The organism is Sphingomonas sp. G-3-2-10, from assembly GCF_012927115.1.
Classification (GTDB): domain Bacteria; phylum Pseudomonadota; class Alphaproteobacteria; order Sphingomonadales; family Sphingomonadaceae; genus Sphingomonas.
Genome location: NZ_JABBFY010000001.1, coordinates 1,317,425 through 1,340,960, shown reverse-complemented (window position 1 = coordinate 1,340,960; position 23,536 = coordinate 1,317,425). Strand labels below are relative to the sequence as shown.

The following is a 23,536-nucleotide window of genomic DNA, read 5'->3' as shown; positions in this document are numbered from 1 at the left end:
ATGCCCATAGGCTCCTGCCTTGACGGCACGGTCAATTAGGCTTCATCGGCACAGGGACAAGGCGTTGCGGATACGCGACGAGAACGAGGCAAGCCGTCCGGAAGCGGGACGGGCAGGGAGATTGCGATGAGCGAACGGGAGTCGATGCCTTACGACGTGGTGATCGTCGGGGCCGGACCGGCAGGGCTTTCGGCGGCGATTCGCCTGAAGCAGCTGGCGAACGAGACGGGCAGCGAACTCGCGGTCTGCGTGCTCGAAAAGGGTTCGGAAGTCGGCGCGCATATCCTGTCGGGCGCAGTGGTCGATCCGAAGGGGCTGGACGAGCTGATCCCGGACTGGCGCGAGCAGGGCTGTCCGCTGGCTTCGACGCCGGTGACCGAGAATCATCACTGGACGCTGACCAAGACCGGCAAGTCGGCGATGCCCGAGTTCATCACGCCGCCCTATCTGCACAATAAGGGCACCTATACCGGATCGCTCGGCAATCTGTGCCGCTGGCTGGCGGGCAAGGCCGAGGAACTGGGCGTCGAGATATTCCCGGGCTTCGCCGCGGCCGAGATCCTCTACAATGAGGATGGTTCGGTGAAGGGCGTCGCGACCGGCGACATGGGCGTGGCGCGCGACGGCACGCACAAGGGCGATTACCAGCCGGGGCTGGAACTCCACGCGAAATACACCTTCTTCGCCGAGGGCGCGCGCGGGCATCTGACCAAGCAGCTGATCCGCCAGTTCGAGCTGGACCGTGACAGCCAGCCGCAGGTTTATGGCATCGGCATCAAGGAATTGTGGGACATCGATCCCGAGAATCACGTGCCCGGCCGGGTGATCCACACCCAGGGCTGGCCGCTTGACGACGACACCAATGGCGGCAGTTTCCTTTATCATCAGGCGGATAATCAGGTCGCGCTCGGCTTCGTCGTGTGGCTCGACTACAAGAATCCGTATCTCTCGCCGTTCCACGAGCTCCAGCGGTGGAAGACCCATCCCGAGATCAGCAAGATCCTGAAGGGCGGCAAGCGCGTGTCGTACGGCGCGCGGGCGATCACCGATGGCGGCTGGCAGTCGGTGCCCAAGCTGGTGTTCCCCGGCGGCGCGCTGGTCGGCTGCGCGGCGGGCTTCCTCAACGTGCCGCGGATCAAGGGCAGCCATACCGCGGTGAAGAGCGGGATGATGGCCGCCGAAGCAGCCTTCGCGGCGGTGCAGGCGGGTCGGACCTCCGACGAGCTGGCCGCATACCCTGAGGCTTACGAGAATAGCTGGATCTACAAGGAGCTTCGCGGCGTCCGCAACGTGGTGCCGCTGGTCAAGAAGTTCGGCGCGACCTGGGGCACGGCGGTGGCCGGGATCGCGATGTGGTGCGAGCATCTGGGCCTGCGCTGGCCGTTCACGATGAAGCACAAGCCCGATTACACCTATATGGACAATGCCAGCCTGCATCAGCCGATCGACTATCCCAAGCCGGACGGCGTGCTGACGTTCGACCGGCTCTCGTCGGTGTTCATTTCGAACACCAATCACGAGGAAGACCAGCCGGTGCACCTGACGCTGAAGGATCCGGACGTGCCGATCCACGTCAATCTGCCGTTGTATGCGGAGCCGGCGCAGCGTTATTGTCCGGCAGGCGTTTACGAGGTGGTGGGCGAGGGCGACGACCTTCGCTTCCAGATCAACGCGCAGAATTGCGTGCACTGCAAGACGTGCGACATCAAGGACCCCAGCCAGAACATCAACTGGGTGGTGCCCGAGGGCGGAGGCGGACCCAATTACCCCAATATGTAAAGCTGGTGCCGCGACGCTATTCGGCTTGGCGCTCTCCGTCGCGATGCCGGCGTTTGCCCAGAGTGTGGATACCACTGCCTATGTCCGCGCCCGCGCGGCCGACGAGCGTGGCGACGCTGCCACCGCCGTTGCCGGCTATGCCGCTGCGCTGAAGGCCGCGCCGGACGATCCCGCGATCGCGCTCTATGCCTATCGGCAAGCGCTGGCGGTGGGGGACTATGGGCTGGCCGACCTGGCCGAAAGGGCGCTGGCGAAGAGCCCCGAGGCGCCGGTCGACGCCGCGATCCTGCGCTATTCGCTGGCGCTGAAGGCTGGAGACCGCGCGGGGATCGATGCCGCACTGGGCCGGATGGAAAAGGGGCCGCTGGAGTTCATGGTCCCGGTGCTGCGCGCCTGGATCGCTTTCGACCGGGGCGAGGACCCGTTCCCCATTCTCGAGGCCGCCGCGAAGGGCAGCCCGCTGACGCGGCGCTACGCGGTCGAGAACCGGGCGCTGCTGCTGGTCGCGATGGGGCGCTCCGACGAAGGGCTGGACGCGCTGCGCGCGATCCTGCGCCCCGCGTCGGTGAGCGACGAACTGCGGGTCGACGCCGCGCACCTGCTGGGGGTGATGGGCAAGCGTAACGAAGCCCGCGAGCTGCTGTCCGGCGACCGGCCCGAAATGCCGGGCCTGCGCAGCCGCGTCGGGCGTGGCGCGAAGCCGAGCGCGGCGCTGGGTTCGGCCTGGCTGTTCATCAACCTGACGGTGGATCTGGCGCAGGAGGAAGCGCCGCCGCCGATCTCGATCCTGCTGACGCGCGCCGCGTTGCTGCTCGATCCCACCGATGACCGCAGTCGGGTTTATCTTGCCGACGCGCTGTCCAAGTCGGGCATGGCCGATCAGGCGCTGGGGGTGTTGAACCAGATCCGGCGCGACAGCCCGTTCGCGAGCAATGCGGCGGCGGGGCGCATCGCGGCGCTGAACCGCGCGGGCAAGACCCGCGAGGCGATCGCGCTGGCGAAGCTCCAGTCCGAAGCAAGGGGCGCGAGCAGCGCCGACGCGCAGGGCTATGGCGACCTGCTGGCCGCCGACAAGCAATATGCCGCCGCCGCGACAGCCTATGGCGTGGCGATCGGGCGGGGCGGGGAGAGCGACTGGAACCTCCATTACCAGCGCGGCGTCGCACTGGACCGTGCCGGGCGATGGGCCGAGGCGCTGCCGCTGCTGCGCCGGGCCGTGGCGCTTTCGCCGCGTGAAGCGCAGGTGCTGAGCTATCTCGGATCGGCGCTGATCTCGCGCGGCGAAAATCTGGAGGAAGGCCAGTATATGCTCGAGCGCGCCAGCCGGCTGCGGCCGGGCGACGCAGCGATCACCGACGCGCTGGGCTGGGCCTATTACACCCGCGGCGATGTCGACCGGGCGCTGCCGCTGATCGAGCGCGCCGCGCAGGCCGATCCGGGCGGGAGCCAGGTCAACGAGCATCTGGGCGACATCTACTGGAAGCTCGGGCGGCATTACGAAGCGCGCTATGCGTGGAAGGCGGCGGCGCTCTATGCCGACGACACCGCCGCACCGCGCATCGCGGGCAAGATCGCCAACGGGCTCGATGCCGTCAACTGAGGTGGCTTCGGAGCCTGCCCGCGCGAAGCTGAACCTGGCGCTGCACGTCCGGGCCCGGCGGCCCGACGGCTATCACGAACTGGAGACGCTGTTCGCCTTCGTCGAGACGGGCGATGTGATCCGCGTAAGCGAAGGCGAGGGGTTGCGGGTGACCGGGCCGTTCGCCGGGGCGCTGGCGGGCGAGGGCGACAATCTGGTCACGCGGGCAGCGGCTCGGTTTGCCGAAGCCTTTGGCGGCGGACCCTGGGCGATCGAACTGGAGAAGCATCTGCCGGTGGCGTCGGGCATCGGCGGCGGATCGGCAGATGCCGCCGCGACCCTGCGCGCGCTGGGGCGGTTGCAGGGCGTGGGTCTGGAGGCACTGTTCCCGATTGCCGATACGCTGGGATCGGACGTTCCAGCCTGTCTGCTGGGCGAGACCGCGCTGGGAACGGGGCGGGGCGAGCAGTTGCGGGCGATCGACGGACTGGCGGGACAGCCAGTGCTGCTGGTCAATCCGGGTGTCGCGGTGTCCACCGCCGAGGTGTTCCGGCGGTGGGAAGGCGTGGATCGCGGTCCGATCGGGACCGGGCCGCTGCTGGAGGTCGCGCTGGCGGGACGGAACGATCTGGAGGCGCCCGCGCGCGCGATCGCGCCGGTGGTCGGCGAGGTGCTGGCGTTGCTGGCCGCGCAGGACGGCGTGCTGCTGGCGCGGATGTCGGGTTCCGGGGCGACCTGTTTCGCGCTGTTCGAGAGCGTCGCGGCGCGCGATACGGCGGCGGGGGCGATGCGGCCCCAATGGTGGGTGGCGGCGACGCGGCTCGTGTGATCCTCAGGCGATGCTGCGCCGTGTCCACGCCTTGGCGATGGCGGCGCCCGCGAGACCGCTGAGGATGCCGATGCAGCAGGGCAGGAACAGGATGATCGAGAAGCCGCCCATGAACGATTCGCCGGGATGGAACCAGCGCATGTAGAAGGCATGGCCATAGTCGATGCCGAGCGCGACCAGCCAGACGAACAGGGGAAGGGCGGCCGACGATACCCAGATCACGCGAACGCCGGACCAGCGCGGCGCGAACCGGGTCAGCCACCAGCCGAGCAGGGCGCCGGTGAGCGCGGAGACGAGCGTGACCGCCAGCGAGGTGCCCAGGAGCATCATCGTGCCGATGAGAAGCGCGAAGCCGCAGAGGGTCACGGCGCAGATCATTGCCAGGATCTTCATGGCCTCCCCCTTTTTGCTTGCGTCGGGACTACAGCCCGCGGGGCGGTTTACCAATCCCGGTAAGCCGCTGTTTGCAATCCCCGGCCTATACTGGCCCCAGCGGATCAGACGCCAGGAGCGGGACGTCCGTCGGTGGTCCGAGCCTCGGCTCGCGCCATCCCCGGCCGATCAGGCCCGGTGACAGACGCCGCCGGTTGGGGCAGAGCATGCCCATGATCCGCACCGACCGCGACGGGCATGTCGCGACCCTCACCCTCGACCGACCCCAGGCGCGCAATGCGCTGCCCACTGCCGGATGGCTGGCGCTGGCCGATGCCGCGCGGGCGCTGGCGGCGAGCGATGTGCGGGTGGTGATCCTGCGGTCCGAAGTGCCGCTGATCTTCTCCGCGGGCGCGGATATCACGGAATTTTCCGGCTTTTCCGAAGGCGACGCGACCCGGTTCCGCGAGGCGATGCGGGCGGGGATCGAAGCGGTGGCGAGCCTGCCCATGCCCAGCCTCGCGGTGGTGGATGGCGGCTGTTACGGCGCGGCGGTGGCGCTGATCCTGGCGTGCGACCTGCGCGTGGCGGGCGAGGGCGCGCAATTCGCAGCGACTCCGGCCAAGCTTGGAATCGGCTATCCGCGCGAGGATGTCGCGCGGCTGAGTGCCCAGATCGGCAAGGGAAATGCTGCCCGGATGCTGTTCACCGGGGAGATCGTGGATGCTGCGGATGCGCTGGCGATGGGGCTGGTCGAGCTGCGCTGGGAAGATGCCGAGCCGCTGGCGCGGGCCTTTGCCGACCGGATCGCGGCCAATGCGCCGGGGGCGATGAAGCTGCTCAAGCGGGCGCTGGCCGATCCCACCGACATCGCACTGGATTCGGATTTCGACGCAGCCTTTTCGGGCGAGGAATTCGCCACCGGATATGCGGCGTTTCGGGAGCGGCGGAGGCCAGTCTTTTAATGGATGCGGAAGTTGTCGAAGGTCGAGCGGACGACCTGCTGCTGTTGTGCGACCACGCCTCGAACTTTGTGCCCGACGATATAGATCTTGGCGTGGAAGCTGGCTTGCTCGACCTGCATATCGCGATCGACATCGGCGCGGCGGACGTCGCGCGGGGGCTGGCGGCGCGGCTGGAGGCACCCGCGATCCTGGGCAGGGTGTCGCGGCTGGTGCTCGATCTGCACCGCGAGCCGGATCATCCCAATCTGATCCCGCATTCAAGCGATGGCCATGAGATACCGGGTAATGTTGAGATCGATCGTGAAGAACGATTCAACCGGTTTCACGTCCCCTATCACGCAACCATCGAAGCATGGATCGCGGCGCGGCGTCCGGCCTTCATCCTGTCGATCCACAGCTTCACGCCCCGGCTCAACTTCGGCGGCAGCGATCGTCCGTGGGAAGTCGGCATCCTGTACAATGAGGACGAGACGCTGGCGCGGCCGGCGATCGAGTGGCTGCGGGGGCAGGGGCTGCCGACCGGGGACAATGAACCCTATTCGGGCAAGCTGCTGAACGCGACGCTGAACCGCCATGCCGAGGCGCACGGCATCCCGTCGATTGCCATCGAAATCCGCAACGATCTGATCCGCGATGCGGCTGGCGTGCAACAATGGGTGGATATTTTAAGTCAATTAGCGGCGCATTTACGTAATGTTCTTGCGTACCGCGCCGGTTGACGACATAGGGCGCGGCACCATGACTCAGCGTTTCGACAAATCCCGCCTGCCCTCGCGCCACGTCTCCGTCGGCCCCGAGCGCGCCCCGCACCGCAGCTATTATTATGCGATGGGCCTCACCGAAGAAGAGATCGCCCGGCCGTTTGTCGGCATTGCCAGCGCCGGCAATGACAGCGCGCCGTGCAACACCACGCTGGACGCGCAGGCCGACGCCGCGCGCAAGGGCGTGGAGCAGGGCGGCGGCATGCCGCGGCGGTTCAACACCATCACCGTGACCGACGGGATCGCGATGGGCCATCAGGGGATGCACAGCTCGCTGGCCAGCCGCGAAGTGATCGCCGATTCGGTCGAACTGAGCGTCCGCGGCCATTGCTATGACGCGCTGGTCGGCTTTGCCGGGTGCGACAAGTCGCTGCCCGGCATGATGATGTCGATGCTGCGGCTGAATGTGCCGAGCATCTTCGTCTATGGCGGATCGATCCTTCCCGGCCGTTTCCACGGCAAGGATGTGAGCGTGAAGGACGTGTTCGAGGTGGTAGGCCGTTACGCGGCGGGGAACTGCCCGATCAGCGAGGTTCACGAGCTGGAGCGCGTGGCGTGCCCCGGCCACGGCGCCTGTGGCGGGCAATATACCGCAAACACGATGGCGTGCGTCGGCGAAGCTATCGGTTTGTCGTTGCCGAACAGCAACATGGTGCCCGCACCTTATTCCACGCGTGAACAGATCGCAGTGGCTGCGGGCGCGCAGGTGATGGAGCTGCTGGCGGCGAATATCCGCCCGCGCGACATCTGCACCCGCGAAGCGTTCGAAAATGCCGCGCGCATCGTCGCGGCGACCGGCGGCTCCACCAATGGCGGGCTGCATCTGCCCGCAATGGCGAACGAAGCGGGGATCGAGTTCGACCTGTTCGACGTGGCCGAGATCTTCAAGACCACGCCCTATTGCGCCGACCTGCAGCCGGGCGGGCAATATCTGGCGCGCGACATGTATGACGCGGGCGGCGTGTATATGCTGATGAAGTCGCTGCTGGCCGAAGGCTATCTCCACGGCAACTGCATGACCGTGACCGGCAAGACGCTGGCCGAGAATATCGACCAGGTGACGTGGAACCCCGACCAGAAGGTGATCTACGACGCGAAGACTCCGATCACGCCGACCGGCGGTGTGGTGGGCCTGCGCGGATCGCTGGCGCCCGAAGGGGCGATCGTGAAGGTCGCGGGCCTCCACAATCTGGTGTTCGAAGGTCCGGCGCGGGTGTTCGACCGTGAGGAGCCGTGCTTTGCCGCGGTCGAGAACCGTACGATCAAAGAGGGCGAAGTTATCGTCATCCGGTACGAAGGGCCGAAGGGTGGCCCGGGCATGCGCGAGATGCTGTCGACCACCGCCGCGCTTTACGGGCAGGGCATGGGCGAGAGCGTGGCGCTTATCACCGACGGGCGCTTCTCCGGGGCGACGCGAGGCTTCTGTATCGGCCATGTCGGCCCGGAAGCCGCCGATTGCGGGCCGATCGCGCTGATCGAGGATGGCGACATCATCCGGATCGACGCCGAGAGCGGCACGATCGACCTGCTGGTGGATGAGGCCGTGCTGGCGGAGCGGCGCAAACTTTGGAAGCCGCGTGTGAACAACTATCAGGCGGGCGCGCTGTGGCGCTATGCGCAGAATGTCGGTCCTGCTTATAAGGGCGCGGTAACGCACCCTGGAGCCAGCGCCGAAACCCATGTTTACGCGGATATCTAGTACCGCCGGACTGCTCCTGCTGCTGACGGGCTGCGACTATTTCAACGTGCCGGACAAAGTCGCCGATGCGAAGGCGGCTGAGCATAAAAGCGCCATCGGCAAGGCCGAGGGGCGGATCGAATGTTCGGCCAAAGGCGAGACTGCGTTTGCCTATGTTTGCGCAATCGACCGGACCGAGACGCAGGACGGGCTGTTCCTGACGCTGCGCCATCCCGATGGCGGGTTCCGCCGGCTGCTGGTGACCAAGGACGGGCGCGGCGTTGTCGCGGCGGACGGCGCCGAGGAAGCGGTGGTGACCGTGCTGGCGCCCGATCTGATCGAGGTTGCGCTGGGCGGCGCGCGCTATCGCCTGCCGGCGACGGTGGGTGACGGCAAGAAGCCAGCTCCCACACCCGAACCGGCCGGGAAGGCCGCGAAATGATCCCCACGGGCGCCCCGATCCTGACCGCCGACGAGATGCGCGCGGCCGAAGATCAGCTGTTCCGCACCGTCGCTCAGGAAGACGTGATGGAGCACGCGGGCACGGCGATCGCGATGGAAGCGGCGCGCTTCGCCATCGGGCGGCCGATCCTGGTGCTGGCCGGGCCGGGCAATAATGGCGGCGATGCCTATGTCGCGGCGCGGGTGCTGAAGGCGGCGGGGCATGACGTCGTGGTTTCCGCGATGGGCGAGCCGCAGACCGACGCGGCGCGGGCGATGTTCCGCAAATGGGATGGCGTCACGACTTCGCTGTACGAAGCGCGGCCGCGTCCGTTCCTGATCGACGGATTGTTCGGGACGGGCATGAGCCGGGCGCTGGAGCGCGGGCCGCGCGCGCTGTTCGCCGATCTGGCCAAGGCGGCCGAGTTCGTGCTGGCGATCGACCTGCCTTCGGGGCTGGACAGCGACAGCGGCGCCGATCTGGGCGCCCCGCGGGTGAGCGCGACGGTGGCGCTGGGGGCATTGAAGCCCGCCCATGTGCTGAATGCCGGGCTGGAGAAATGCGGGCATGTGCTGCTCGCCGATATCGGGATTCCGGTGGATGGCGGCTGGCGGACGGTGGCGCGGCCCAGGCTGAGCGCGCCGAGCGCCTATGACCATAAATATAGCCGCGGGATGGTCGCGGTGGTCGAGAACCTCATGCCCGGCGCGGCGCGGCTTTCGGCCGGCGCGGCGATGGCGGGCGGGGCGGGCTATGTCACACTGATGGGCGCCGAGCCGCAGAGCCGGATCGATGCGCTGGTGCGCCGCGCGGTGAGCGGGGCGGAAGATCTGGCCGATGCGCTGAACGATCCCCGGATCGGCGCGGTGGTGATCGGGCCGGGGCTGGGGCGCGACCGGCGGGCCGAGGGGATGCTGAAGGCTGCGCTGAACGCCAAGGCGGCGCTGGTGCTGGATGGCGATGCGCTGAGCCTGCTGGGGCGCAATGCCGGGCGCTGGCTGCAGGCACGGACCGCGCCGGCATGGCTGACGCCGCATTCGGGCGAGTTCGAGCGGTTGTTCGGCGAAGGCGAGGGGAGCAAGATCGACCGGACACTGGCGGCGGCGGCGGAGGCGCAGGCGACAATCATTCACAAGGGCGGCGATACGGTGATCGCGACGCCGCGCGGCGAGGTTCGCGTGCTGGCGCAGGCTTCGCCTTGGCTCTCGACTGCCGGGACGGGGGACGTGCTGGCCGGGCTGCTGGCGGCACGGGTAGCGGCGGGCGACGGGGCGCTGGCGGCGGCCGAAAGCGCGGTCTGGCTTCACGCCGCTGCAGCGCGTATCGCGGGGCCTTCCTTCATTGCCGATGCGTTGATCGGCCATATCCCGCAAGCGGTTAGCGAATGTCTTTGAATGATGATCTGATCGTTCGCGTCGCCGGGCGCGGCGATGGCGTGACCGGTGACGGGCGGCATGTGCCGCTGGCGGCGCCGGGGGACCGGGTGACGGCTGAGGGCGGGCTGATCCCCGGGCCGAGCCGGCAGACGCCGCCGTGCAAGCATTTCCCGGCCTGTGGCGGGTGCCAGCTCCAGCATCTCGACGATGCGGCGTGGAGCGGCTTCATCGCCGACCGGATCGCGGGTGCGCTGGGGCAGCACAAGCTGGAGACCGAGATCCGCGCGCCGTTGCTGTCGCCGCCAAAGACGCGGCGGCGCGCGACGCTGCATGCCGAGCGGCGCGGGCGGCAGGTGCATCTGGGCTTTACCGAAGCGGGCAGCCACAAGCTGATCGATCTGGACGAATGCTGGGTGCTGGACCCCGAGCTGTTTGCGATGGTCGGGCCGATGCGCGGGCTGCTGGCGGCAATGATGCCGGGATCGCGCCGGGTGAACGTGCATATGACGCTGACCGATCAGGGGCGCGACGTGCTGATCGACGGGCTGGAAGCCGAGGGGCTGGCGGCGGCGGAAGCGCTGACCGGGTTTGCGCGACGGCACAAGCTGGCGCGGCTGGCGATGGACGAGGGGTTCGGGCCGGTTTCGCGCTGGGAGCCGGATCCGGTGACGGTGACGCTTGCCAAAGGAATTGGGGGCGGTGTTCCGGTGCCGTTTCCGGGCGGGAGCTTCCTGCAGGCAACACCCGAGGGCGAAGCGGCGCTGGTGGCGGTGGCGCAGGAGATTGTGGGCGGTGCCGGAGCGGTGGCCGATCTGTTCGCCGGGCTGGGGACGTTCACCTTCGCTTTCCCCAAGGCGAAGATCTATGCGGCCGAGGCGGCGCGCGATCCGATCATGTCGCTGAAGGCCGCGGCGGGGCTGGCGCGGCGGCAGGTGTTCGCGGACCATCGCGACCTGTTCCGCCGGCCGGTGACGGCGAGCGACCTCGACAATTTCGGCGCGGTGGTGATCGATCCGCCGCGGGCCGGGGCGAAGGAGCAGGTCGAGCAGATGGCGGCATCCAAGGTGCCGGTGGTCGCCTTTGTTTCGTGTAATCCCAGCACCTTTGCACGCGATGCGGAGATTTTGTGCAAGGGTGGCTATCGGCTGGACTGGATCCAGCCGGTGGGGCAGTTCCGCTGGTCGACGCATGTCGAGCTGGCGGCGAAATTCTCTCGGTAATTCCCTCGTCCATCGGGAGAGGGAAGGGGCCCGCCGCGAAGCGGTGGGAAGGGTGAGGGCGGTCGTTCTGCCCTAACCCTTCCGCGACCTTCGGTCGCTCTTTCCCTCTCCCAAAGGGAGAGGGATTCAGGGATAGTCTGCCTTCACGAAATACAGCCCGTCCGACGGGGCGTTGAGGCCGAGCCTTGCGCGGTCGCGGGCTTCGAGGGCGGCGGCCATGTCGTCGGGGGTCCAGCGGCCTTGCCCGACAAGGCTGAGACAGCCGACCATCGAGCGGACCTGATGATGCAGGAACGAACGGGCCGAGGCGAACACGCTGATGCGGTTGCCGGTGCGGACCACATCGAGCCGGTCGAGCGTGCGCAGGGGGCTGTCGGCCTGACAATGCGCCGAGCGGAAGGTGGTGAAGTCGTGGCGTCCGACGAGGCGCTGCGCGGCTTCGTGCATGGCGTCGGAATCCAGTTCGTTCGCGATGCGCCAGGCGAGGCCCTTTTCGAACGTCAGTGGCGCGCGGCGCTGGACGATGCGGTATTCGTAATGGCGGGCGATGCACGAGAAGCGAGCGTGCCAGTCGTCGGGGACCACTTCGCAGGCATTGATCGCGACCGGATCGGGGCGGAGGCGGGCGTTGAGCGCTTCCATCAGGCGGAACGGGGCGATGTCCTTCGCGATCTCGGTATGTGCGCGCATGGCGAAGGCGTGGACGCCGGCATCGGTGCGGCCCGCGGCATGGACCAGCGCATCCTCGCCGGTGATGGCATGAAGCGCGTCCTCGATCGACTGCTGGACGCTGGGGCCATGATCCTGATGCTGCCAGCCCATGAACGGGCGGCCGTCATATTCGATGGTGAGGGCGAAGCGAGTCAAAGCTGCGTTCCGGCGGGGATGGGGAAGCCGCGGAGGAGTTCCTGTGACGTCATGACGCCGCGGCCGGCCCGCTGGACGAGGGTAGGGCGGATCGCGCCGGCGGCGCAGGCGATCACAAAGCCCTCTCCCCATCGGGGCGAGGGTTGGGAGAGGGGCAGGGACGCTGGATCGATCACCATGCCCCTCTCCCCGACCCTCTCCCCCGACGGGAGAGGGAGAATATCGGCGGCATGGACGCGGAAGCGTTCGCCGTTCAGCTCGAAGAATGCGCCGGGGGCGGGGTTGAAGGCGCGGATCTGGCGCTCGACCTGCTCCGCCGACTGGGTGAAGTCGAGCCGGGCTTCGGCCTTGTCGATCTTGGTGGCGTAGGTGACGCCGTCCTCGGGCTGGGCGACCGCCGGGTGGGCGTCGAGATCGGCGAGGACCTGGACCATCAGCCGGGCGCCCATCGCGCTGAGTTCGTCGGTGAGTTCGCCTGCGGTCCTGGCGGCGATGGGGGTGCGGCCTTCGAGGCGGACGGGGCCAGTGTCGAGGCCGGCTTCCATCTGCATGATGCCGACGCCGGTCTCTGTGTCTCCGGCGAGGATCGCGCGCTGGATCGGCGCGGCGCCGCGCCAGCGGGGGAGGAGCGAAGCGTGGACGTTGAGGCAGCCATGCTTGGGAGCCTCAAGAACCGCGACGGGCAGGATCAGGCCATAGGCAGCGACGACCGCGACATCGGCTTCGTGTCCGGCGAACGCTTCGATCGCGCCGGGTTCCTTGCGGAAGGACAGGGGCGTGTGGACCGGGATGCCGAGCGCTTCGGCGCGGGCGTGGACGGGGGAGGGCGTGAGCGCCTTGCCACGGCGGCCGCCAGCGCGCGGGGGCTGGCTGTACGCCGCCACGACGTCATGCCCGGCGTCCACCAGCGCTTGCAGCACGGGGACGGAGAATTCGGGGGTGCCCATGAAGATGATCCGCATGGGGGTGCCCTAGTCGCTTAGGCGTGACGCTCGCAACCACCCCCGTTCGTGCGGAGCTTGTCGAAGCACCGTTCTTTCTTTCGACCATCGGGAGAGAAGGAGGACTGCCCTTCGACAAGCTCAGGGCGAACAGGGGTGGTGTTGCGTGAACAGTTTCCTTTTCGTTCCGCCATCGCTATCTCCTCCCGCATGGCATCCCCCGAAATCGAAGCGCTGACTCAGGCCCTGTCGCGGCTGCCCGGTCTGGGGCCGCGTTCGGCGCGGCGGGCGGTGTTGCATCTGCTCAAGAAGCGCGAGACGGCGCTCGATCCGCTGCTCTCCGCGCTGAGTCAGGTGAGCCAGCGGCTGAGCACCTGCGGGACGTGCGGCAATGTCGATACGACCGATCCGTGCGCGATCTGCGCCGATCCGCGCCGCGATGCGCGATCGCTGTGCGTGGTCGAGGAAGTGGCGGATCTGTGGGCGCTCGACCGGTCGCGGCTGTTTCCCGGGCGCTTCCATGTGCTGGGCGGCAAGCTGTCCGCGCTGGAGGGGGTGCGGCCCGAGGATCTTTCGATCGACAGCCTTGTCCGCCGGATCGCTGCGGGCGGGATCGACGAAGTGGTGCTGGCGATGAACGCGACGCTGGAGGGCCAGACGACGGCGCATTATATCGCCGAGCGGATCGAGACCTATCCGGTGCGCGTCACCCAGCTGGCGCATGGGCTGCCGGTGGGCGGCGAACTCGACTATCTGGACGAAGGCACGCTGGCGCAGGCGCTGCGCGCGCGGCGGCCGGTGGCGTGATTTCCTAGCTGCGGATTTGTGCTCGGCGTTCGGCGCCGAAGTGTGCGGCAAGCCAATCGTGCTCCGACGGAGGCCGGAGCGTTGGCCGATGCCGGGCTGCGATTGCCGACGCTCGGCCTTCGCCGGAGCACGGTAGTTTTGGAATACGGCAATCTCTCTTCCTTGCGAAGCAGGCGCGTCGCGACTAAATCCGCCCCATGTCCCTACTCCCCATTCTCGAAGTGCCGGATCCCCGGCTGCGCATTGTTTCCACGCCTGTCGACACGGTGGACGACGAACTGCGCGCGCTGATCGACGACATGTTCGACACGATGTACGACGCGCCCGGCATCGGGCTGGCGGCGATCCAGGTCGGCGTGCCCAAGCGGCTGATCGTGATGGACCTGCAGGAGAAGGAAGACGAGGAAGGCAAGCCGATCCGCGAGCCTCGCGTCTTCATCAATCCCGAGATTCTCGATCCGGCCGAGGAACAGTCGGTCTATACCGAAGGCTGCCTGTCGGTGCCGGATCAATATGCCGATGTCGAACGCCCCGCGCGCTGCCGCGTGAAGTGGATGGACGAGACAGGCGCGGCCCATGACGAAACCTTCGAGGGCCTGCTCGCGACCTGCATCCAGCACGAGATGGACCATCTGGAAGGGATCGTGTTCATCGATCACCTGTCGCGGCTGAAGCGCGAGATGATCCTCAAGAAGCTGAACAAGGCGCGCAAGGCGGCCTGAGGTTCGGCCCCTCTCTTTCGAGGGGCATCCGGCATGATTTCCTCACCCCGGAACAAGTCCGGGGTGAGGAAGCTGTTCGTTTTAGACGACCGCCGCCAGCGCCTTGGCATGTTCCGCGATCAGCGCGCGTGTCGTCGTGTCGCTGTCATAGACGCCGTACCAGCCCTGTGGCTCATGCGGCGGGTCGCCCAGCCATGACGTGTCGCCGGTGCGGAAGCGGTGGTCGCCATGCACCGCGCGGCCCTCGCCGTTCCAGGACCAGAAATTGCTGCCCGCGACCGGTCCGCCCTTTTGCGCGCTGGCGAGGACGGCGGCGTAGATCTGGCGGTAATAGCGGTCCCTGAACGCGGTGCTGGCCTGCGGATCGTAGCCGCCGCCGTCGCGCGGATAGCCGAATTCCTCGATCACCAGCGGCTTGCCCATCTCGCGCGCGAGCGTTTCGTGCTGCTCGAGATATTCCGCCACCTTTGCCGCCCCGGCATGATGGGTGCCGGGCAGGTCCTTCGCATCGACCCAGCTCCAGTTGAGCGGCCAGATATGCGCGGTGAGATAGTCGATCTCGGGAAAGGCATGGGCGGCGCGCAGCACGTCGAGGCTTTCGACTGCGCCCTTCAGCCCCTCGCTCCCCGTCGAGACGAGATGATCGGGCGAGATCGACTTGATCAGCTTCGCCGTGCTCTGGATCCAGCGATTATAGGCCGGGCCGAACCGGGCCGCGACCGCCGCGTCGCCGCCGGGGCGCGGCTCGTTGGCGAGCTGCCATGCCATGATCGTCGGATCGCCGCGATGCCGCTCGACGATGTAGCGGACCCAGTCGTGATAGAGGCCGACCGCTGCGTCGCTGGCGTAGAATTGCGCGGTCATGTTCGGAAATTCGGGCCAGGGATGCGCGGGGTCGTTCATGTCCATGAACTTCCCGCCATTCACCCAGGACAAATAGGTCATCATCCCGCCCGACCATTCCCAGAAATTGGTGAGGTAGAGCACCGCGTGCATCCCGCGCTGCTTCATCTCGGCAAGGGTGTAATCGAGGCCGGCGACGAGATCCGGGTTCCACGCCTTGCCGCTGGTGCGGAATGCGGGCTTCACCGAGTTCTTCAGCGGCGAATCCTCCCCGCCCGCGGCGATGCGCAGGTTGGTGACGCCGATCCCGGCCAGCGTATCGAGCTCGCGGCGGAGTCGGTCGCGATTGCCATAGACGGCGGGTGCGCCCAGCCAGGGGAGATACCAGAGGTTCGCGCCGGCAAAGCGGTAGGGCTTGCCGTCGAGGGTGAGCTTCGCACCGTCGCGGCGGACGAACGAGGCCGGTTTCGCCGTGGCGGCGGTTGGCACAGTCAACGTTGTCGTAATGGCCGCTGCGCTGGTCAGGATCGACCTTCTGGTGATCATCTCTTGCCCCTCTCCGATCTTGATTTGCAGCGAGGATAGCGCGCGGAGCGGGTTTTGGAAGGGCGATGCAGGCCCGTGCGGTTACAGCCCGTGATTGCGCGCGAAGCGCTCGAACAGGCCCGGCCAGGGATGGTCCTTGCCCGCTTCCCTGAGGGGCAGGCCGTGGCCGCCTTTCTCGAAGATGTGCAGTTCGGACGGGATACGGGCAGCCTGGAGCGCGGCGAACATCGTCAGGCTGTTTGCGGGACTGACCACCGGATCGTCGGCGGCATGGGCGACGAGCGTTGGCGGCATATCGGCGGGCAGGCCGTTCTCCGCCGAGAAGCGGGCGATGCGATCGGACGTCGCGTTCCCGCCCAGCAGCTCGCGCTTCGAATGGGCGTGCGCGACGGGATCGGTCATGGTGATGACCGGGAAGAACAGCCCCACGACGGCGGGACGCGCGGGCTGGGCATCGGCGGCATCGACGGGTTCATAGGTCTTCAGCGTGGAACGGCTGGCGAGCCGGGCAGTGAGATGGCCCCCGGCGGAGAAGCCCATCGCTGCGACCCGGGCGGGATCGATCCGCCATTTGGCCGCGCCGGCGCGGATGAGCCGCATCGCGCGCTGGGCGTCCTGCAACGGCACGTCCGGCCCGGCGGCCCAGCCATCGCGCGGGAGGCGGTAGAGCAGCTCGAACACGGTGTAGCCGCGCGCCGCGAAGGCCCGGGCGATCGACGATCCCTCGCGGCCCACCGCCACGCGGGCATAGCCGCCGCCCGGAATATAGAGGATTGCGCCGCCATTGGGCACGGGCGCGGGCACGACGTTGAGCATGGGAGTCGCGACATGCGGCCAGGCGATGTCGTCGGCCGGGCCGTTCGGCGAACGCTTGACCACTTCGTCGCGCACGCTGAGCCCTTCGCCGCCGGGAGGCGAACCGGGCCAGATCGGAAAGCGTTCGATCGGGTTTGCCAGAGCAGGCACGGAGAGCGTCGCGGCGGTCGCGGCGGAGCCCGCGAGCAATGCCCGGCGAGTGACGCTGACTTCTGGTAATACCACTCGGTTCCTCCCCGCGCATTGTGCCAAAATTGGCCTTACCATTTGCGTTCGGGATTATGGAGCCGAAAATTGCGGCGGGGATGTCCACCCGCCGGAATGGGCCTGAGATGGGAACGCCGCCGGCCAAGGGGGCCAGGCCGGCGGCGCCTTCGCCGGAACTAGTCGAACAGCTCCTCGAAGAAGGATTTCTTGCGCTTGTGCTTGTAGTGATGCTGGTCGCCATAATGCGGCCGGCGATCATCATAGTGCGGCTGCCGGTCGTAGGACGGCTGGCGGTCATACTGCTGCGGCTGCGGCTGCGGGGCCGGCGCCGGAGCGGGCGCCAGTTGCGCCGCGCTCCGCTCGATGATCTTGTCGAGTTCGCCGCGATCGAGCCAGATGCCCCGGCAAGAGGGGCAATGATCGATCTCGATCCCCTGACGCTCCATCGCGACGAGCTTGGTGCCGTCGACGGGGCAGGTGAAATTACCGGACATCTGCGTTTACTCCTCGCGCTGGCCCATGAAGGCCAGCAGGAACTGGAACATGTTGATCAGGTTCAGGTAGAGCGACAGGGCCGCCATTACCGCCATCTTCTCGAGCCCCTGATGCCCGGCATAGGCGATATACTCGCTCTTGATGCGCTGGGTGTCATAGGCGGTCAGGCCGGCGAAGATCACCACGCCGATCGCCGAGATCAGGATCTGGAGCGAACCCGAGCCGAGGAAGATGTTGACGATGCTGACGCCGATCAGCGCGAGCAGGCCGACGAACAGGAAGCTGCCCCAGCCGGAGATGTCGCGGTTGGTGGTGTATCCCCAGAGGCTCAGGCCCAGGAACATCGCCGAAGCCGCGAAGAAGGCGCTGGCGATGCTGGTCGCGGTATAGACCACGAAGATCGCCGCCATCGACACGCCCATCACCGCCGAGAAGGCGAAGAAGGCGAATTGGGCGCCGGCCGTCGTCATCCGCTCGATCCGGAACTGGAAGAAGAAGATGAAGGCCAGCGGAGCGAACATCGCCACCCACTTGAGCGGGGTGCCGAAAATCAGCGCAAGCGCCGCCGGCGAACTGGCGACACCCATCGAGACGAGCGCGGTGACCAGCAAGCCGATACCCATGTTCCGGTAGATGCCGAGCATGTGCTTGCGCAGGCCCTCATCGAAACGGGCCTGCGCGCCGGCAGCGGCAGTGCGGTTGAACTGAGAGAAGTTTTCCATTTTGACTCCTATGCGTGACGCGCGCGGCGGATCACGCCACGCACCACGCGGTGCATTTCGCTTGCATCGGGAAAGTGCCGGAACAGCCGGTCCTTGATCGCCAGCCGCTCGATCTTGAGCCGCTTCAGCCGGAGCTGATCGGGGAGACGGCGCGAAAGCTCGCGGCGGATCTCGCGGTTCAAAATCTGGTGCGCCGCGATCAGGCGCTGGATCAGGTCACTCATACTAGCCACTCCATCGATTGTTCATCGATCGAGCCGGTTCGGTGGTGAGGAGGTTTTTGGGCCTTGGGAGCCAAAACGAACCATGCACCGAGCTTGCTCGATGCGGTCCGACATCACGACGCTTCAGGTGAAGCAGCCGCCAGAGGGGCCCGGTCCCGCAAGGATCAAACTAGGGGCAGGGGCGGAAGGTTTCAAGGGGGAGGCGGGGCGGGATTGTGAGGAAGTATTTCCCGAGGTCGGCGGGACGGGGCGAGTGTTGCCCCGCCGTGCTTCGCCCGGCGGCCCCTCCACCAGCTTCGCTGGTCCCCCTCCCCGTGCCGGGGAGGAATTTACTAGGCGTCCCTCAGGCCTACGCCCATCGCCGCGCGGGCCTGTTCGGCTTCGGAGCTGACCACCGGATAGGCGCAGTAATCCGCGGCGTAGAAGGCGCTGGGGCGGTGGTTGCCCGACCAGCCCACGCCACCGAACGGGGCCGAGCTGGAGGCGCCGTTGGTCGGGCGGTTCCAGTTGACGATGCCGGCGCGGATATTGGCCCAGAACTGGTCGTACAGCTTGGGCTCCTGGCTCACCAGCGATGCCGAGAGGCCGTAGCGGGTGTTGTTCGCTTCGATGATCGCATCCTCGAACGTCTCCTTGCGATAGACCTGGAGGATCGGGCCGAACAGCTCGACGTCGGGCGCTTCGCGTGCTGCGGTCATGTCGATGATGCCGGGGGTGAGGAAGGGGCGGCCCTCGATCGGGCGTTCCATATGGCGCAGCGGACGGCCGCCCATCGTGGAGAGCGTCAGGAAGCTCTCGGTCAGCATGTCGGCCGTGTCGTTGTCGATCACCGGACCCATGAACGGGGCGGGATCGGCATGGGGCTCGCCGATGATCAGGCGTCCGGTGAGCTTGTTCACTTCGGCCATCAGCGGATCGTACAGCTTCTGATCGACGATCAGGCGGCGCGCGGCGGTGCAGCGCTGGCCGGCAGTGGTGAAGGCCGACTGCACGATGAGGACCGCGGCCGAATAGAGATCGGGCGTGTTCCACACGATGATCGGATTGTTGCCGCCCATTTCGAGCGCGAGAATCTTTTCGGGTTTGGTCGCGAAGGCGCGGTTGAGCGCGATGCCGGTGTTTGCCGAGCCGGTGAAGAGCAGGCCGTCGATATCCGGATGCGAGGCGAGCGCCTTGCCCTGATCGGGGCCCCCGATCAGCAGGCGGACGCAGCCTTCGGGGATGCCCGCGGCGTGATAGCAATCGACGAGGAACGCGCCGCTGGCGGGTGTCTTTTCGGATGGCTTGAACACCACCGCATTGCCCGCAAGCAGGGCCGGGACGATGTGGCCGTTGGGCAGATGCGCCGGGAAATTATAGGGGCCTAGCACCGCGAGCACGCCGTGCGGCTTGTGCCGCAGAGCGACGCGGGTGTTCATCGGCGCTTCGATGCGGGTCTGGCCGGTGCGCTGCGAATAGGCGGCGACCGAGATGTCGACCTTGGCGATGACCGTTTCGACTTCGGTGCGGGCTTCCCAGATCGGCTTGCCGGTTTCGCGGGCGAGCAGGTCGGTGAAGGCGTCCGCTTTCTGGCGCACGACATTGGCGAAGCGGCGCATCGCTTCGATGCGATAGGCGTGCGGCCGCGCGGCCCATTCGGCCCAGCTTCGGCGTGCGTGTGCGACTTCGGTGTCGGCATCGCCTGCGGGTTGGCGCCACAGAACCGCGCCGGTCGCGGGTTCGGTCGAGATGATTTCGAGGCCGGGCATTTAGGTTTTTGGTCGGCTTTCTGAGACAGTCAGGCGCTATTGCACCAAATCGAAGCGAGACGCCACACCCGCTAGGCGAGTGCCGTTCCCATACGGCGGATTGCGGCGACTTTGGCGTGGAGGGGACCCCAATCGTCGCGTTCGTCGATCGCGGACCAGATCGCTTCGACTTCCTCGATATGCATCGAGCAGGGCCCGGCATCGGACCAGTAGGGATGATCGCGCGTCCGCACCGGCACGAAATCGGCGATCAGGGCGCGGATTTCGTCGAAGGCCGCGCCGTCTGGCGCGCGGCCGCCGAAGCTGTCGAAAAAGAAGCGGTCGATCGGCAGCCTGGTTTCGCGCAGCGTGCTGTCGATCGCGAGGATCAGCGCCGCGGGGTTGGCGAGCGGCGTGGCGGCGATGCCGAGGCGGCGCATCATCGCAGCGGTGAGCGCGGCTTCATAGGCGTCCGGGAAGGTGTCGAGCGCGGCGATCAGCGGCGCTTCGTCGGAGAGCAGGCGCAGCGTGCCCGCAAGCTGCATCACATTCCAGAAGATCGCCTCGGGCTGGCGGCCGAATGCATAGAGGCCCTGCTGGTCGAAATAGGCGGCGGTGAAGCCCGGCTCCCATTCTGGAGTGAAACGCCACGGGCCGTAGTCGAAGCTCTCGCCGGTGAGGTTGATATTGTCGGTATTGAGCACGCCGTGGACGAAACCCGCGATCATGTAGCTCGCGGCGAGTTCGGCGCAGCGCGGGATGAAATTTTGGAGCAGGGTTAGCGCGGGGTTCTCGCCGGGATCGACCGTGTAGAGATTGCGCAGGACGTAATCGACCAGCGCCTGCATCGATTCCGTATCCTTGAGATAGGCGAGCCGCTGGAAGGTGCCGATGCGAACATGGCTGTGCGACAGGCGGACCATCACCGCGGAGCGGGTGGGGGAGGGCTCATCGCCGCGATGAAGCGCTTCGCCGGTTTCGATCAGCGAGAAGGTCTTCGACGTGTTCACGCCGAGCGCCTGAAGCATTTCGGTGGCGAGGATCTCGCGCACGCCGCCCTTCAGCGTCAGGCGGCCGTCGCCGAAGCGGCTCCACGGGGTCTGGCCAGAACCCTTGGTGCCGAAATCCATCAGCCGGCCGTCTTCTCCGGTCATCTGCGCGAACAGGAAGCCGCGCCCGTCGCCGATATCGGGATTGTACACGCGGAACTGATGGCCGTGATAGCGCAGCGCCAGCGGGCGGGGCAGGCTGCCCTCGAACGGCTGGAAGCGGCCGAAATGGGCGATCCATTGTTCGTCGCTCAACCCCTCCAGCCCGACCGTCGCCGCCGCGCGGTCGTTACGGAATCGCAGGATCGTCTGCGGGAAATCGGCCGGGGCGACCGGATCGTAGAATGCGTCGCCTAGGGTGAGGATCGCCTGTTGCGGAGAGAAGTCCATGCGGCGATATGGGGACCGATGGGTGAACGGCGCAACCTGAATGGGTATTCGGACGGATATTGGTGGTCCAAGGACGGGCTGCGGCTGCATTACCGCGACTATCCCGGGCGGGAAGATCGCCCGCCGATCCTGTGCTTCCCGGGCCTGACCCGCAACGTTCGCGACTATGAAGGGCTGGCCGAGCGGCTGGCGGGCGAATGGCGCGTCATTCTGGTCGAGTTCCGCGGGCGGGGCGAAAGCGCCTATGCCAAGGATCCGATGACCTATGTCCCGCTGACCTATCTGCAGGATGTCGATGCGCTGATCGACGAGCTGAAGATCGACAAGTTCGTGGCGGTAGGGACTTCGCTGGGCGGCATCGTGACGATGCTTCTTGCGGCGACCGATGCCGGCAAGCTGGCCGGCGCGGTGCTGAACGATGTCGGGCCGGATCTGGAAGCGAGCGGGCTGGCGCGCATCCGCACCTATGTGGGCAAGGCAGTGCAGCACCCGACCTGGATGCACGCGGCGCGCGGGGTGCAGGAAGGCAATGTCGATTGCTATCCCGGCTTCGGGATCGAGGATTGGCTGAAGATGGCCAAGCGGCTGTACCGGCTGAACAGTTCGGGCCGGATCGTGCTGGATTACGACATGAAGATCGCCGAGCCGTTTCGCGTGCCGGGGAATGAGGCCGGGCCGGATATGTGGCCGACGCTCGACGGGCTGAAGGGCAAGCCGATGCTGGTGGTGCGCGGCGAGAAATCGGACATTCTGAGCCCCGCGACCGCCGAGAAGATGATTGCCTATGTGCCCGGCGCCGCGCTGGTGACGGTTGCCGGCACCGGCCATGCGCCGACGTTGGAGGAACCCGAGGTGGTGAAGGCGATCGACAAGCTGCTGGCCAAGGTGGCGAAGGCGACAATGGCCGCCTGAAATCCCTCTGCGCTGGTCATCGTACTTTCGCCGGGATGACGATGTGAATTTTCCCCGCTAAAGCACCGCGCCACGATGCCGATCCACATTCTCCATCTCCACTCGACCTTCAACATGGGCGGGAAAGAAGCGCGCGCCGTTCGATTGATGAACGCGTTCGGCGACCGGGCGCGGCATACGATCGTTTCGGCGATGCCCGATCAGCTCGCCGCGCGCGATGCGATCGACAAGGGCATCAAGTATGAGATCGCGCAGAACCCGCCGCCGCTGACCGGCCGGCCCTCGGTGAAGCGCTATGAGGATATCGCGCGCTTCATGCGGCGCTTCGATCTGGTGCTGACCTATAATTGGGGCGCGATCGACGGAGCGATGGCCGCGCGGGTGTTCGGCAAGGGCGCGCCGCCGATCGTGCATCATGAGGACGGCTTCAATGCCGACGAGGCGACGCGGCTCAACCCGGTGCGGAACCTGTATCGCAAGATCGCGCTGAAGGCCGCCAACGCGCTGGTGGTGCCGTCCACCGTGCTGGAGGGAATCGCGCAGAGCCAGTGGGGCGTCACGCCCGACCGTCTGCGCCGCATTCCCAACGGCATCCGTACCGAGCTGTATGCGAAGAAGCCCGATCCGAAGGGAATTCCGGGGTTCGAGAAGAAGCCGGGCGAAGTGGTGATCGGCACTATTGCGGGCCTGCGTCCGGTGAAGGATCTGCCGCTGCTGGTGCACGCCGTGGCGGGCATGAGCACGCGGATGAAGCTGGTGATCGTCGGCGAGGGGCCGGAACGGGCCAATATCGAGAATGCGGTTCAGGCGATGGGGCTGGAGGGCAAGGTGATCCTGCCGGGTTTCCTGTCCGATCCGCACCGGTTCGTCGGATTGTTCGACATTTTCGCGCTCACGTCGCTGAGCGAGCAGGCGCCGATTTCGGTGATCGAGGCGATGGCCGCCGGGCTGCCCGTAGTCGCCTCCACCGTGGGCGATATCGAACATATGGTATCCGAGCCAAATCGGAAGTATTTGTCGCCGGAACGCAATGCCGTGGTGTTCCGCGACCGCATCGAGATCCTTGCCCAGCATCCCGAAGGCAGCAAGGCGATCGGCGAAGCGAACCGCGAGCGCGCCCGTGCGTTGTTTGGTGAGGCGGACATGATCCGTGCCTATGCGGCGCTCTATGGCGAAGCGATGGGACGGCCGGGAATCCTCGGCTGAAACGATATTACTCGATTCCGCGCAGCTATCGGTCTAGCGGAATTGTCATACTAGGTTGGAG

Annotated in this window: 23 protein-coding genes; 13 read left to right on the top strand and 10 right to left on the bottom strand. The window is 66.9% G+C overall.

The window, feature by feature from the left end:
- Positions 1–126: 126 nt before the first annotated feature.
- From HHL13_RS06735 to HHL13_RS06725, 3 genes are all read left to right on the top strand, one after another.
- Complete coding sequence (locus tag HHL13_RS06735; protein ID WP_169554941.1) at positions 127–1,779, top strand: electron transfer flavoprotein-ubiquinone oxidoreductase; 1,653 nt, start codon at positions 127–129, stop codon at positions 1,777–1,779.
- A gap of 64 nt (positions 1,780–1,843) precedes the next feature.
- On the top strand, positions 1,844–3,379 hold the full coding sequence (locus HHL13_RS22815; RefSeq protein ID WP_169554940.1) for a tetratricopeptide repeat protein: 1,536 nt from the start codon (positions 1,844–1,846) through the stop codon (positions 3,377–3,379).
- Positions 3,366–4,187 (top strand): 4-(cytidine 5'-diphospho)-2-C-methyl-D-erythritol kinase, encoded by an 822-nt coding sequence (locus HHL13_RS06725; protein ID WP_206376855.1) that lies wholly within the window; start codon positions 3,366–3,368, stop codon positions 4,185–4,187. Before HHL13_RS22815 ends, HHL13_RS06725 begins: the two co-directional genes overlap by 14 nt.
- A 3-nt stretch (positions 4,188–4,190) precedes the next feature.
- Here the strand turns inward: HHL13_RS06725 and HHL13_RS06720 are convergent, their stop codons facing one another.
- A complete protein-coding gene (locus HHL13_RS06720) occupies positions 4,191–4,580 on the bottom strand; it encodes a hypothetical protein (protein WP_169554939.1) in 390 nt (129 codons plus the stop codon).
- 212 nt (positions 4,581–4,792) lie between these two features.
- Here HHL13_RS06720 and HHL13_RS06715 point away from each other — a divergent pair, with 212 nt between their 5' ends.
- From HHL13_RS06715 to HHL13_RS06690, 6 genes are read left to right on the top strand one after another with little or no spacing between them, the layout of a single operon-like run.
- Positions 4,793–5,524: an enoyl-CoA hydratase-related protein gene (locus tag HHL13_RS06715; protein WP_169554938.1), complete on the top strand. Its 732-nt coding sequence runs from the start codon at positions 4,793–4,795 to the stop codon at positions 5,522–5,524.
- Positions 5,524–6,243: an N-formylglutamate amidohydrolase gene (locus tag HHL13_RS06710; RefSeq protein WP_169554937.1), complete on the top strand. Its 720-nt coding sequence runs from the start codon at positions 5,524–5,526 to the stop codon at positions 6,241–6,243. Before HHL13_RS06715 ends, HHL13_RS06710 begins: the two co-directional genes overlap by 1 nt.
- Positions 6,244–6,262: 19 nt before the next feature.
- Positions 6,263–7,984 carry a dihydroxy-acid dehydratase gene (ilvD, locus tag HHL13_RS06705; RefSeq protein WP_169554936.1) on the top strand — a complete coding sequence of 574 codons (1,722 nt, stop codon included), beginning with the start codon at positions 6,263–6,265 and terminating at the stop codon, positions 7,982–7,984.
- A complete protein-coding gene (locus HHL13_RS06700; protein ID WP_206376854.1) occupies positions 7,965–8,405 on the top strand; it encodes a hypothetical protein in 441 nt (146 codons plus the stop codon). The genes ilvD and HHL13_RS06700 overlap by 20 nt, the downstream gene beginning before the upstream one ends.
- Positions 8,402–9,799, top strand: a complete 1,398-nt coding sequence (locus tag HHL13_RS06695) for an NAD(P)H-hydrate dehydratase (protein ID WP_169554935.1) — start codon at positions 8,402–8,404, stop codon at positions 9,797–9,799. The genes HHL13_RS06700 and HHL13_RS06695 overlap by 4 nt, the downstream gene beginning before the upstream one ends.
- On the top strand, positions 9,790–11,001 hold the full coding sequence (locus tag HHL13_RS06690; RefSeq protein ID WP_169554934.1) for a class I SAM-dependent RNA methyltransferase: 1,212 nt from the start codon (positions 9,790–9,792) through the stop codon (positions 10,999–11,001). Before HHL13_RS06695 ends, HHL13_RS06690 begins: the two co-directional genes overlap by 10 nt.
- Positions 11,002–11,127: 126 nt before the next feature.
- Here the strand turns inward: HHL13_RS06690 and truA are convergent, their stop codons facing one another.
- Both truA and fmt read right to left on the bottom strand, forming a co-directional pair.
- Entirely contained in the window at positions 11,128–11,868 is a 741-nt protein-coding gene (truA, locus tag HHL13_RS06685) for a tRNA pseudouridine(38-40) synthase TruA (RefSeq protein ID WP_169554933.1), read from the bottom strand.
- Positions 11,865–12,830, bottom strand: coding sequence for a methionyl-tRNA formyltransferase (gene fmt / locus HHL13_RS06680; RefSeq protein ID WP_169554932.1), 966 nt, complete (start codon positions 12,828–12,830; stop codon positions 11,865–11,867). Before fmt ends, truA begins: the two co-directional genes overlap by 4 nt.
- Before the next feature lie 189 nt (positions 12,831–13,019).
- Here fmt and recR point away from each other — a divergent pair, with 189 nt between their 5' ends.
- Positions 13,020–13,616: a recombination mediator RecR gene (gene recR, locus HHL13_RS06675; protein ID WP_169554931.1), complete on the top strand. Its 597-nt coding sequence runs from the start codon at positions 13,020–13,022 to the stop codon at positions 13,614–13,616.
- A 197-nt stretch (positions 13,617–13,813) separates the two neighbouring features.
- Positions 13,814–14,338 carry a peptide deformylase gene (gene def, locus HHL13_RS06670; RefSeq protein ID WP_169554930.1) on the top strand — a complete coding sequence of 175 codons (525 nt, stop codon included), beginning with the start codon at positions 13,814–13,816 and terminating at the stop codon, positions 14,336–14,338.
- 81 nt (positions 14,339–14,419) lie between these two features.
- On the opposite strand, the gene HHL13_RS06665 is transcribed toward def, so the two are convergent.
- The 7 genes from HHL13_RS06665 to HHL13_RS06635 form a co-directional block, all read right to left on the bottom strand.
- Positions 14,420–15,727, bottom strand: coding sequence for a cellulase family glycosylhydrolase (locus HHL13_RS06665; protein ID WP_169554929.1), 1,308 nt, complete (start codon positions 15,725–15,727; stop codon positions 14,420–14,422).
- 81 nt (positions 15,728–15,808) lie between these two features.
- Positions 15,809–16,768, bottom strand: a complete 960-nt coding sequence (locus HHL13_RS06660) for an alpha/beta hydrolase (RefSeq protein WP_346775490.1) — start codon at positions 16,766–16,768, stop codon at positions 15,809–15,811.
- 158 nt (positions 16,769–16,926) lie between these two features.
- Positions 16,927–17,244 carry a zf-TFIIB domain-containing protein gene (locus tag HHL13_RS06655; RefSeq protein WP_169554927.1) on the bottom strand — a complete coding sequence of 106 codons (318 nt, stop codon included), beginning with the start codon at positions 17,242–17,244 and terminating at the stop codon, positions 16,927–16,929.
- A gap of 6 nt (positions 17,245–17,250) precedes the next feature.
- Positions 17,251–17,967 carry a Bax inhibitor-1/YccA family protein gene (locus HHL13_RS06650; protein ID WP_169554926.1) on the bottom strand — a complete coding sequence of 239 codons (717 nt, stop codon included), beginning with the start codon at positions 17,965–17,967 and terminating at the stop codon, positions 17,251–17,253.
- Between the two features lie 8 nt (positions 17,968–17,975).
- Positions 17,976–18,191 carry a YdcH family protein gene (locus HHL13_RS06645; RefSeq protein ID WP_169554925.1) on the bottom strand — a complete coding sequence of 72 codons (216 nt, stop codon included), beginning with the start codon at positions 18,189–18,191 and terminating at the stop codon, positions 17,976–17,978.
- Between the two features lie 332 nt (positions 18,192–18,523).
- The gene (gene astD / locus HHL13_RS06640; protein WP_169554924.1) at positions 18,524–19,939 is read right to left on the bottom strand and encodes a succinylglutamate-semialdehyde dehydrogenase; all 1,416 of its coding nucleotides are present in this window, start codon (positions 19,937–19,939) and stop codon (positions 18,524–18,526) included.
- 71 nt (positions 19,940–20,010) lie between these two features.
- Entirely contained in the window at positions 20,011–21,357 is a 1,347-nt protein-coding gene (locus tag HHL13_RS06635) for a protein adenylyltransferase SelO (RefSeq protein WP_169554923.1), read from the bottom strand.
- 36 nt (positions 21,358–21,393) lie between these two features.
- Here HHL13_RS06635 and HHL13_RS06630 point away from each other — a divergent pair, with 36 nt between their 5' ends.
- Together HHL13_RS06630 and HHL13_RS06625 are read left to right on the top strand one after the other, a co-directional pair.
- Positions 21,394–22,269 (top strand): alpha/beta hydrolase, encoded by an 876-nt coding sequence (locus HHL13_RS06630; RefSeq protein ID WP_169556802.1) that lies wholly within the window; start codon positions 21,394–21,396, stop codon positions 22,267–22,269.
- A gap of 75 nt (positions 22,270–22,344) precedes the next feature.
- Complete coding sequence (locus HHL13_RS06625) at positions 22,345–23,475, top strand: glycosyltransferase (protein WP_169554922.1); 1,131 nt, start codon at positions 22,345–22,347, stop codon at positions 23,473–23,475.
- Positions 23,476–23,536: the final 61 nt, after the last annotated feature.